The following is an 11419-nucleotide window of genomic DNA, read 5'->3' as shown; positions in this document are numbered from 1 at the left end:
TATGACATCAAGGTATCGGTCCGGCGATCAACACGTAGATAGCCACTCCAAGTCCCGCGAGTCCACTGATAACCGAGAAGATCAACCAGGGTTGCAGCTTCTTCTGCAGAGTCTCCACGTCGGACTTGCTGGCGGCGTCGACCGTTGTCTTGTTTATTTCCGCGACCCTGTCCGAGAGGTTGGTTATGACGGGCTGGGTTTCGAGGTCGCTGGTTTTGAGATATCTGTCGAGATTAGTGACGGTTGCGTTCAACCTTGACTCGAGCGTATCGGTCCTGGTTTTCAGCGTCTTGATATCGTTCTCGTTCTTACCGAGTTGAGTGTTGACAGTATCCATGCTCAGCGCGATCTTCGAAAGGCTGGCATCAATCGAAACTTTGAGCAGGTTATGGGCTTCGTTCATCCTCTTCTCAAGATCGGCAATATTCGCTTGAGTGGCTGAAAGATTCATAGCCTGCTGATCGGTGAGGGCGTTGAACTTGCTGTTCAATGCCGTGAGATCTGTTCTGAGAGAGGTTACAAGACTCAACGAATTCTTCAGCGAAGAGAGGTCGTTTTCATGTACGGCCACTATCTCGTTGACTGCGTTCAAGCTTCTCTGCAAATTGCCGATATCGCTCTTGATGATACCCGTTTCCGAATTGAAATCGCCTCTCAAAGCCGCAAGACTGTTGGCCAGCGACGCGCTGTCTTCCTTTACCTTCGCCAGTTCGTCGATTCCGGCGTAGAGGTTCAGGTTGGCCTTCAGATCGGTCTTGGTGACGAAGTTCTGAGTATCACCGACTTTGACGTATTCCGATGCGATCGTATTGACCCTTGCAGATAGATCGTCGAGTTTCTTGGTTGCGTCGGCAGGGAGCTTGATGTTCGCTATCTGTGTTTCCAGAGAATTAATAGCGTTTTGAAGATCCCTGATGGAAGACGTGTTCCCAGACATGGTGTTGATGGTATCTTTGATAGATGCTATCTCCATGGCGTTTGTAGAGGCTCTGTTCGTCAGAGTGCTTATCTTGGCATCGAATTCGTTCACTTCAGTCGAGATAGTCTGAACGCTGGTTTCCAGGTTCGATATGGCTCTGTCGTGCGTTGAGAAACTCATTTGAATGGCGCTCAAACTACTGCTCAGAGTATCAACCCTTCTGACGGCGTCGTTGACCTTAGCATCCATAACCGAAAGGTTGGCCATGCTGTTTTGCATGTTCTGAACGTCTAAGGCGAGCGTGTCGATCTTCTTTGTAGTCAGCGACAGATCCTCCACGAACTTCATTATCTGGTTTCTGAGCGAATCGATCGTGCTCTGTGTCACTGTGGTTCCGGTCGTTCCGACGCCTACGGAGTTCACCCTGTTTTCGAGGGCTGTCAATCTCAGCTGCAAATCGAGCGTATCGATCAACTTTCCGCTGGCATCCGTCAAAGACAGTTCGAGAGCTTCCAGCCGCGATCTTAGACCGGCGTCTGATACGCTGGACTGCGGGATAGTACCCTGTTTGGCGAAATTCAATTCGACATAGTCTATGGTTCTTTGTAGCATTACTGCTGTCTGATATCTGGTCAGCGGGTCATTACCGTTGAAGTACAGTTTGCCGTCGGCACCCTGAACACCGTTCAATATACCGAGGTTCGTCAGGTTGATAACCGCATTGTAAGCCCAGTGATTCTGAGCAACATCGACATAATTGACGGGCGCCGCCACTGAAGAGACTACCAGACCGAAAATAAGCAGTGAGGCAAGCAAAAGACTCTTTTTCAATTTCTACACCTCCCCGAAGGAAATATTCGAATTGATTCTACCACAAATCATTATTCCATCCTATAAACTCCCGTGGTAATATTTATGAATGGGGGAGGTGTTGTACTTGAAGAAAAGGACTCATACCTGCGGCGAATTGAGAATATCGGACGCTGGAAAAATTGTAATTCTGAACGGCTGGGTAGATCGAATAAGGGATCTCGGGGGAATAAAATTCGTTCTTTTGCGCGATAGGTATGGTTTTACTCAGGTAGTTTTCGATCCACAGAACGAAGCTCTATATTCAATAGCACTGAAACTTGGCAACGAGTACTGTGTTTCTGTAACCGGGACCGTCAGAGAACGTCCCGGCGATGCGCGAAATCCGGGAATGTCAACCGGAGATATAGAGATCGTCGCCGACGAACTGGAAATTCTCTCCGAATCTGCAATACCACCAATATATATAAATATAGACGAAGAATCTTCCGAGGAGATGCATCTGAGATACCGGTACCTCGATCTCAGACGCCCCGCGATGCAAAACAATATAGTAACCAGGCACAGGTTCGTTCAGGCTACCAGGTCATACCTTAACAGAAATGGTTTTATAGATGTAGAGACTCCCGTGCTGGGAAAATCCACGCCGGAAGGTGCGAGAGACTTTCTCGTTCCTTCGAGATTGAAGCCCGGTAAATTTTATGCGCTTCCCCAATCTCCACAAATCTTCAAACAACTGCTCATGGTGGCGGGATTCGATAAATACTACCAGATAGCCAAGTGCTTCAGAGACGAGGACTTCAGAGCCGATAGGCAGCCTGAATTCACCCAGATAGATATAGAGATGTCCTTCGCGACAGAGGAGGACGTCTTCTCAATTACGGAAGGATTAATGAAACACGCTTTCAAGGAGGCCGTCGGCGTAGATCTTGAAACACCTTTCAAGAGATTTACCTATAGAGAGGTAATGGACCTCTATGGGAGTGATAAGCCCGACACGAGATACGGAATGGAGATAAGAGATCTCTCCGCCCAGTTCGATGGAACTTCCTTTTCACCCATAAGCGACGCGCTGGGTCAGGGAATGAAGGTCAAAGGTTTCATAATCAGAGGACTGGCTGGGAAGTTTTCTAGAAAGAGACTTGACGATTTCACTCAACAATCCAAGGAGTTGGGACTCGGAGGATTGATGTGGATCAAAGTCGAGAGCGACTCAATCAAGTCTTCTATAATCAAACACTGTCAGAGAGAAGTTGAGAAGGTAGTCGAATTCTTCGGCGCTGAAGTGGGAGATTTAGTACTCCTCAGCGTTGGTGAAAGCCTGTCGCTTTCCAGGGCTCTCGGTCAACTGAGAATCAGAATAACGAAAGAGGAAAACCTCAGGGCCGAAGGCTTCGATTTCCTTTGGGTAACGGAATTTCCCATGTTCTCCTTCAACAAGGAAGAGGGAAGGATTGAAGCCGAGCACCATCCCTTCACCATGCCGGATCTAGACGATCTGGAGAAATTTGGAGACACGCAGCCTCTGAAAGTCAGATCAAAAGCCTACGACCTGGTTTTGAACGGTTACGAAATCGCCAGCGGTTCGGTCAGAATCCACCGTCAGGATATACAGAGCAGGGTTTTCGATCTCATAGGTCTCTCAAGAGAAGAGGCTATGGAGAAATTTGGCTATCTTCTGGAGGCCTTTCAGTACGGTCCTCCACCACATGCCGGGATTGCGCCGGGACTGGACAGGATAGTCGCGATAATAGTTGGGGCTCCATCGATTAGAGATGTAATAGCCTTTCCAAAGGTTGCCAGTGGAGCCGATCTTATGACTTCGGCCCCCTCGGAAGTCTCCCAAAAGCAATTGGATCTTCTGAAACTTCAGCTGAAAGATTCGGGCGATCGGGAGTGAGAATCGCTATCGACGGACCTGCCGGTTCCGGGAAGTCCACCGTAGCGAAACTTGTTGCACGAGATTTGAACTTCGTCTATATAGACACCGGAGCTATGTACAGGGCTCTAGCGCTGAAAGCTCATAGTCTCAAAATAGAGTTTTCCGATGAAAGCCCCATGGTTGAACTGATGAACCATACTTACTTCTCTCTTTCGGAGAACGGGATTACTCTCGACGGCAGATTTCTCGGAGAAGAGATAAGGACGCGCGAAGTTTCGATGCTCTCGTCAAACATCGCCCGGTACCCTTACGTGAGGGCTTATCTTACCGAACAACAGAGAAGCCTCTCGAGGCAGGGAAACGTGGTGATGGAGGGCAGAGACATCGGTACCATAGTCCTTCCCGACGCCGAACTGAAAATCTTCCTGACGGCCTCGATCGAGGAGAGGGCTCGGAGGCGATACGCCGAGCTCATAGCCTCGTTAAAGGAGGTAGATTACGAATCGGTTCTCCGGGAAATGAAAGCCAGGGACCTAAACGATTCTTCCAGAGAACTGGCTCCCTTAAAACCAGCAAAAGATGCAATTCGACTCGACACGACCGGTTTGAGTATCTCCGAAGTCGTGGAAAAAGTGGCGGCTATGGCAAGAAAAAGACAGAGAGTGTTGCTCTCGAAGTCCGTGGGATTCTGCTACGGCGTTGACCGGGCCGTGAATGAAGCCATAAAGATTCTCAAAAGCGGAAAAAGCGTTTTCGCGACCGGCGAGATCGTACATAACGAAGCCGTCATGAAAAATCTGAAAGACCTCGGCCTGGAAATAATCGAGGATATCTCCAGCTACGACCGTGTGGATGGTATAGCCATCATAAGAGCGCATGGTATCGACCCGGGATCGGAGAAGAGATTACGCGAGGTTTTTACCGGGGTGATAGATCTTACATGTCCTATAGTGTACAATGTATTTAGCCTTGCGGTTGATCTTCAAGCCCGGGGAAGTTTCGTTGTTGTATTTGGGAAGAGAAACCACCCGGAGGTCACCGCTCTTTCGGGAAGACTCGAGCGGTACCTCATAGTGGAGCCGGGGGAAGACTACAGCTCCGTCGTCGATAGATTGAAAGCGATCGAGCGAATCGCTGTCGTCTCCCAAACTACGATGAGCACCGACGACTTCAAAGATTTCTCATCTTTCCTAGAAGAGGAACTTGGAGATCGCGTGGAGATACACAACACGATCTGTAGAATCACCGTCGAGCGCGAATCGGAAGCCAGAAGGCTGGCCTGCGAGGCCGATACAGTAATTGTGGTTGGCGGGAAAAACAGCTCCAACACCAAAAAGCTTCTAGACATAGTCGGAAGACTTGGAAAGAGAGCGATACACGTCCAAACCACCGGGGATCTCCCGCAGGGAGAGCTGGGGAGGACCGGTTTGATAAGTGGAACTTCGACACCGTACGATCAGATCCAGAAGATACTGGATTACATAGACAACGAGAGGGAGGTAACCGACAATGGAAGAGAAACTGGAACGGCAAGATGAAAACCTGAGCATGGAGGAGATCTTCGAGCAAATGGATGTCTCCTCGGCTAGGAAGGGCAGTAGAAAGGAAGCTGAGGTTTTCTCAATCCAGCCCGATGGCCTTATGGTCATCATGGAAGGCAAGCTAGATGGTTTTGTTCCCCTGGATCAACTGGTAAACGACCTTAACGAATACAGTGTTGGCGATAAGATAGAGGTCATGGTCATAAAGACCAACGAAGAAGAGGGAAGAAGCACTGTATCTGAAAAAAGGGTCCACGCGAGACAGGCGCTCAGTAGAGTGGAAAAGGCTTTCCGGGAAGGAACCCCAATAGAAGGCAGAATAGTTTCCGAGACGAACGCCGGCTACAATATAAGGCTACTGAGAACCGTTCCCGCATTTCTCCCGGGTTCAGAGTCGGGGATAAGAAAGGGCGAGAACGCCCCGGAAGGCAATTTGAAATTCAAGGTGCTCAGATTCAAGAGACAGAGAAACGGCATTAACGTCGTCGTTTCGCTAAGAGCCTTCCAGGACGAAGCGATCAAGGAATATTTCGAGAAGCTGGAAGTCGATCAGATCACGGAAGGAACTGTGGAATCGATAAAGAATTTCGGAGCCTTCGTTAGGCTAAGCGACAACGTAACAGCTCTGATTCCGGCATCGGAAATGAGCTGGGATCCGGGAGCGAGAATAAGCGATCTTTTAAAGATCGGCAGTACGGTGAAGGCAAAGATCATCGGAATCGACGAAAGTGAAAAGAAGATCTCTCTGAGTCTCAAGCAGATGAGCGAGGATCCCTGGGCAACGCTTGAAGAGAGATATCCGGTGGATTCCACCGCTGCGGGTATAGTGAAGAACATAACGCCTTTCGGTTTCTTCGTTTCTCTTGAACCCGGCGTGGAAGGTTTGGTACATATTTCAGAGGTGTTCTGGGGAAACATCAAGAAGGATCTCAAAAGTGTCGTCGAAGTCGGGGACGAAGTAAAAGTCAACATCAAAGAGATAAACATAGAGAAGAGGACTCTGTCCCTTTCTTACAGGGAAGCCATGGGCGATCCCTGGGAAAACATCGGTCAGAAGTACAACGAAGGCGATATCGTGAAAGCAAAGACGGCCAAAGTCCTTCCTACGGGGGTAATTCTCGAACTTGAAGAGTATGTGTCGGGCTTCGTTCCTGTATCGGAGGTATCGTGGAACTTTGTTGACAGGATAGAAGATGTGGTCAAAGAGGGTGACGAGACCGAGGTGAAGATACTCTCCATCGACAGCGTTAACAGAAGAATGAGACTGAGCATCAAACAGGCTACGGCCGACCCGTGGGAGAGAGTCTCTCGCGAGTTATCCGTAGGCGACTACATATCCGGTACCGTGACGAGACTGACGAAGTCCGGAGCCATAGTGATGGTGGACTCCTACGGTGTGGAAGCCTTCCTACCCGTTTCTCAAGTTTCCATCGAAAGAGTGGAGAATATCGAAGACGCCGTCAGTATAGGGAATCACAACCAGTACAAGATCATAAGACTGGTTTACGATCCCGACAACGATACGAGAAACATGGTTGTGTCGATAAGACAGCTGATAAAGGACAAAGAAGCGGCCGAAACCGAAGAAGTGATGAAGGACCTCAACGGCAACGGCATGACGATCTCCAGCAATCTGGGCGAAATGATAAAGAATCAGCTCAAAGAAGAAGGAGAAAACCTCTAGTGGCAACTGTCCTTATCATAGGACGTCCGAACGTTGGAAAGTCCACGCTATTCAACAGACTCGTTGGAGGAAGAAAGGCCATAGTGGACGATATTCCGGGTGTAACGCGTGATTTCACGGTAGGCAGGGTAAACTGGCAGCAAAAGACCTTCCAGCTGGTAGATACTTGCGGGTTGTTCGAAAATCCCGAAAATATAGTTGAAGAAAAGATGAAAGAGGTCACCCTCGAGCTGCTCGGAGAGGGTGACCTCTTGATTTTTCTGGTTGACGGTCGTCAGGGAGTTACAAGCGCAGATATCGAACTCTCGGACTATCTCAGAAGGCAGAAAAAAGAGATTGTGTTCGTCGCCAACAAAGTTGAGAGTGAAGGAGCTTTTTACACCGCCGCCAACGATATCTACGCCCTGGGTTTCGGTGATCCGATAAAGATCTCTGCTGCGCATGGCCTGAACATCGACGGACTCATCGACGAGATATTCGAGAGACTCGAAAAACTTGGTCATTCAGTTCACATTGAAGAAGAGGAACAGAGCTCTCTGAGAGTGGCTATCGTGGGCAGGCCCAATGCGGGAAAGTCGTCCATCTTCAACTGGATAGTTGGAAGCCCCCGGAGCCTGGTCACGGAGGTAGCCGGTACGACCAGGGACACTGTTGATGAAACGCTCACTATAGATGGAAAAGCAATGACCTTTATAGATACCGCCGGCATCAGGAAGAAATCGAAAGTGAAAGTCATGAACGTCGAGTACTACAGCGTCATGAGGGCCATAGATGCGATCGAAAGGTCTGACGTGATCGTGATGGTCATCGACTCTACTGAAGGAGTGGGAAACCAGGATCAAAGGATCGCAGGACTGGCCGAGAAGAACGGGAAGGCTACCATATTAGTCTTCAACAAGAGCGATCTCATAGATGAAAGAAGGAGAAAGGCGCTTATACGCACAGTCAAACAGGATCTATATTTCATCGACTACAGCCCAGTGATATTCACCTCGGCCATAAGCGGCAAGGGGATGGATCTGCTCATAGACAGCATTAAACTCGTAAGTGAAAAGATCGATCTCCGTATTCCTACCCCGCTTTTGAACACGCTGCTTTCGAGGTATTCTGAAACTACTCCGCCGCCGGGTAAGGGAAAGAAGAGAGGAAAGATATATTACGGTTCTCATATATCGGGTAGACCACCGTTGATAATGCTGAACGTCAACGACCCGGACCTCTTCACGGAAACTTATCTCAGAGGGATAAGGAACACGATCAGGCAGAACTTCGATAGATACGAAGGTACCCCTGTATTCCTCAAACTAAGGAGGAAGAGATGAGATACCTTATTTTCGCAGCAATCGGCTACTTCATGGGATCTATACCCTTCAGCTATCTCGTTCCCCTGCTCTTTGGCGTGAATATAACGAAAGTTGGCAGCGGCAACGTAGGAGGAACTAATGTCCTGCGCAACATGGGAGGCTGGCTAGGAGCGGCCACCATGGTCATGGACGGTGTAAAAGCCTTCGTGCCGATAATAATAGCCAGGAGTGTTTTCGGCATATCTATGACCGAAGGCATGATGATAGGATTCTTTGCGGCCGTCGGTCACAGTTATTCGATCTTCCTCAAGTTCAGGGGCGGCAAGGCCGTCGCCTGCACCGTCGGAACACTCTCTGCTCTGATCCCCTGGTATGTTGCCGTTTTTTTCGGGATCTGGTTGCCGATAGTCCTGATAACGCAGTTCGTTTCACTCGGCTCCGTCCTGGCCTTGCTCCTGCTCTCGATAATCCTTTTCTTCACCCAGGGAATGGGTGTAGGTCTCTGGATGCTCGCCTTTTTCGCACTCGCGCTCTTCAGGCATAGAAAGAACGTCAGGGCACTGATCGAAGGTAAAGAGAGAAAGACCGACCTGATCGCCGCGTTCAAGAAAAAAAGGGGCAGACAGTAATATCTTCGCCCACCCCGTTGTTATCTTTCAGTACGGAAAGACCTTTCTACCGTTTGGGGGAAGTGGTACCGGAACGGTCTCGGCTTTGCTTATCTTCGCAAAATTCGAAAGGAGCTTCCAGCCTTGAGGGGTTGACAGAAACTCTCCGGGAGTCTCCGGATGAAACTGCACTCCGTAGATCGTTTTAGTTTCGTGTTTAATCATCTGTATAGGGGTGACGCTGCCGCTGGCCATCAATCTGAATCCGTCGGGAAGTTTAGCCACAGCGTACGCGTGGTTCTCCCAGACTAACAGAGTATCGGACAACCCCTCGAGAATCGGATCGTCTAACAGAGTTTTAACGTTGTGCCAGCGCCGCTCTTCGCTGTAGTACATAACCGATCCGTACACCCGTGACACTATCTGGTGGCCCAGGCAGATGCCCAGTATCGGGACTTCACCGCGAAGGATTATCTCGCCACCTTCGTATATTTTGTTGTTCCAGTCTATGTAGTTCCTCATGGAATCTCCGCCGGCTATGATTATGCCTGCATAATCCCTTTCATCTCCGGGAAGCTCGTCTTTGAATATCTTGAATATCCTGTACACGATTCCCTGCTCGGCCAGAGATCTCTCGATCGGTGACAGAGCAGAATCGTAGGCCGGATCGTTTAGGAACAAAGCGATGGGTTTTCCGGAACTTTCCGCAGCGAACAATTGGAAAGCCGTTAAGAAAAAGAGTGGCGCCACCAGAAGCGTTCTGAGTACCTTGAGCTTGCGATCGATTTCTTTTGACATTATCTCTTGACACCTCACACAGCGGATGATAAACTATTTTAGTGCAGTGCCGGGGTGGTGAAATTGGCAGACACGCATGATTCAGGTTCATGTGGGCATACGCCTGTGCGGGTTCAAGTCCCGCCCCCGGCACCATAATGTTAGCACGGAAAGGGATAGCTTCGCTATCCCTCTTTTTTATTTCTTGTGAACTCACTTCCCAATGACCTTACGTCCAAGTGCCTCCAGACCGGCTCTTTCCAGGATAACTTCGAGGACGTTTTCGAACTCATCGCCGAAGTAGCGGTCTTCTAGATATTCGGGAACGACATTTTTTATCTCGCCGAAGAGCTCCTCGATCGACGGACCGGACTTTTTCGGATGTCTGAAACCCAGCGCCCTGTACGCCAGGAGCGCTTCGATAGAAATCATCGTCATCAGATTTTCCAGGATCATCCAGAGCTTTCTGGCCCCCCAGGCGCCCATACTGACATGATCCTCCTGAAACCCGGATGTGGGTATCGAATCGGCCGATGCCGGGTGGGCCAGGGTCTTGTTCTCCGAGGCGAGTGCAGCCGCCGTGTACTGCCAGATCATGTAACCGGAGTTTAGTCCCTCTCTTCCAGTCGTGAGGAAGGGTGGGAGGTCGTTGAGTTTCGGATTGACCAGTCTATCTATCCTTCTCTCTATCATGTTACCCATATCGGTCAGCGCTATCGAGAGAAAGTCTAGAACCAGTGCCACGGGTTCCCCATGAAAATTGCCGCCGGATATCGCATCGCCGTTATCGAAGATCAACGGGTTGTCAGTCGCAGAGTTGATCTCTCTCTCTATAACCTCCCGGGTGTACTCGATAGTGTCACAGATTGCCCCGTAAACCTGTGGAATCGTACGAAGGGTGTAAGCGTCCTGCACCATGTCGCACTTGAGGTGAGAATTCCTTATTTCGCTTCCTTCGAGACAGTCGCGCAAGCGTGTCGAAACGTAGCCCTGTCCTGGATGGGGTCTGGCAAGGTGAATTCTCGCGTCGAAGGGCGAAGTACTACCCATTAGCGCATCGACGGACATCGCCGAGACGGTTATGGCCTCTTCGAATACCTGGCGGGCTATGTAGGTTGCGCAGCCTCCTATTCCAGCCATGAAGGCAGTTCCATTAAGAAGGCTCAACCCTTCTTTTGCTTTTAACACGATCGGGTTGAGCCCCGCTCTCTTGATGACTTCCTGAGACTCGATAACCTCGCCTCTGAAGAGACACTTTCCCAGACCTATCATTCCCATGGCGATATGGGCAAGCGGTGACAGATCGCCACTGGCACCGACTGAGCCTTTTTCCGGAACGACCGGGATCACATCTTCGTTGAGCATATCGACCAGATGACTGACAACGTCGGGCCTTATCCCCGACAGCCCCTTACATAGTGAATTGGTCCTGACCAGCATTATAGCCCTCACAAGCTCTTTTTGCAGCGTTTTTCCCGTTCCGGCCGCGTGAGAGAGAACCAGGTTCCGTTGAAGAATCTCGAGGTCGCCCGGAGATATTTTTTTATCGGCCAGGATTCCAAAACCCGTGTTGACACCGTATATGGTGTTTGTTTTACTCTCTTCTTCGAGAAACAGCCTTCTCTGTTTCAGAAGTTCAATTACCGTAGCGTCAATCTCTACCTTTTCATAGTTGTAGGCAACATCGTAGAGTTCCTTCAGGGACAGATGCTCTCCATCGATTAACAAAACAACACCTCCGCTTCTTCTTTATAACCGATTATAACCTCGAGCGGAGGTGTTGTTCAAAGCTCCGTTTGGTTCGTTATAAACTCTGGAGGTTATCTAATCCATTCAAGCCCGGGGATTTCTACTTTCTTTTCGAGTATGCTGAAGATCTTGGTGAATAAAAGCA

The 11419-nt window shown here is 49.5% G+C and carries 8 protein-coding genes and 1 tRNA gene; 6 read left to right on the top strand and 3 right to left on the bottom strand.

The genetic code is table 11. The features are described from left to right. Window positions 1-7: 7 nt before the first annotated feature. Entirely contained in the window at window positions 8-1750 is a 1743-nt protein-coding gene (locus tag PKX57_RS09550; RefSeq protein ID WP_472416989.1) for an S-layer homology domain-containing protein, read from the bottom strand. Between the two features lie 88 nt (window positions 1751-1838). Between PKX57_RS09550 and aspS the strand changes: the two genes are divergently transcribed. From aspS to plsY, 5 genes are read left to right on the top strand one after another with little or no spacing between them, the layout of a single operon-like run. Then, window positions 1839-3629, top strand: coding sequence for an aspartate--tRNA ligase (gene aspS, locus PKX57_RS09545; protein WP_472416987.1), 1791 nt, complete (start codon window positions 1839-1841; stop codon window positions 3627-3629). Next, entirely contained in the window at window positions 3626-5149 is a 1524-nt protein-coding gene (cmk, locus tag PKX57_RS09540; RefSeq protein ID WP_214048567.1) for a (d)CMP kinase, read from the top strand. The genes aspS and cmk overlap by 4 nt, the downstream gene beginning before the upstream one ends. Continuing rightward, window positions 5121-6836 carry a S1 RNA-binding domain-containing protein gene (locus tag PKX57_RS09535; protein ID WP_472416985.1) on the top strand — a complete coding sequence of 572 codons (1716 nt, stop codon included), beginning with the start codon at window positions 5121-5123 and terminating at the stop codon, window positions 6834-6836. Before cmk ends, PKX57_RS09535 begins: the two co-directional genes overlap by 29 nt. Beyond that, window positions 6836-8158: a ribosome biogenesis GTPase Der gene (gene der / locus PKX57_RS09530; protein WP_472416984.1), complete on the top strand. Its 1323-nt coding sequence runs from the start codon at window positions 6836-6838 to the stop codon at window positions 8156-8158. The genes PKX57_RS09535 and der overlap by 1 nt, the downstream gene beginning before the upstream one ends. After that, window positions 8155-8769 (top strand): glycerol-3-phosphate 1-O-acyltransferase PlsY, encoded by a 615-nt coding sequence (gene plsY / locus PKX57_RS09525; RefSeq protein WP_214048115.1) that lies wholly within the window; start codon window positions 8155-8157, stop codon window positions 8767-8769. The genes der and plsY overlap by 4 nt, the downstream gene beginning before the upstream one ends. A gap of 27 nt (window positions 8770-8796) precedes the next feature. Here the strand turns inward: plsY and PKX57_RS09520 are convergent, their stop codons facing one another. Next, a complete protein-coding gene (locus PKX57_RS09520) occupies window positions 8797-9546 on the bottom strand; it encodes a type 1 glutamine amidotransferase (protein WP_470745090.1) in 750 nt (249 codons plus the stop codon). Between the two features lie 48 nt (window positions 9547-9594). On the opposite strand from PKX57_RS09520, the gene PKX57_RS09515 reads away from it, so the two are divergent. Continuing rightward, a tRNA-Leu gene (locus PKX57_RS09515) sits at window positions 9595-9681 on the top strand. A gap of 57 nt (window positions 9682-9738) precedes the next feature. Here PKX57_RS09515 and hutH read toward each other — a convergent pair. After that, on the bottom strand, window positions 9739-11253 hold the full coding sequence (gene hutH / locus PKX57_RS09510) for a histidine ammonia-lyase (RefSeq protein WP_472416982.1): 1515 nt from the start codon (window positions 11251-11253) through the stop codon (window positions 9739-9741). Window positions 11254-11419 lie beyond the last annotated feature (166 nt).

It is taken from the genome of Mesotoga sp., from assembly GCF_035363035.1.
In the GTDB taxonomy this organism is placed as follows: Bacteria; Thermotogota; Thermotogae; order Petrotogales; family Kosmotogaceae; genus Mesotoga.
The sequence above is the reverse complement of the archived record's forward strand: the minus strand, read 5'-3'. Positions and strand labels throughout refer to the sequence as shown.

What these genes read in the sequence shown, in the direction of transcription:
- PKX57_RS09520 (WP_470745090.1), bottom strand. Translation starts at nt 9,546, where the DNA reads ATGTCAAAAGAAATCGATCGCAAGCTCAAGGTACTCAGAACGCTTCTG.
- aspS (WP_472416987.1), top strand. Translation starts at nt 1,839, where the DNA reads ATGGGGGAGGTGTTGTACTTGAAGAAAAGGACTCATACCTGCGGCGAA.
- plsY (WP_214048115.1), top strand. Translation starts at nt 8,155, where the DNA reads ATGAGATACCTTATTTTCGCAGCAATCGGCTACTTCATGGGATCTATA.
- PKX57_RS09535 (WP_472416985.1), top strand. Translation starts at nt 5,121, where the DNA reads ATGGAAGAGAAACTGGAACGGCAAGATGAAAACCTGAGCATGGAGGAG.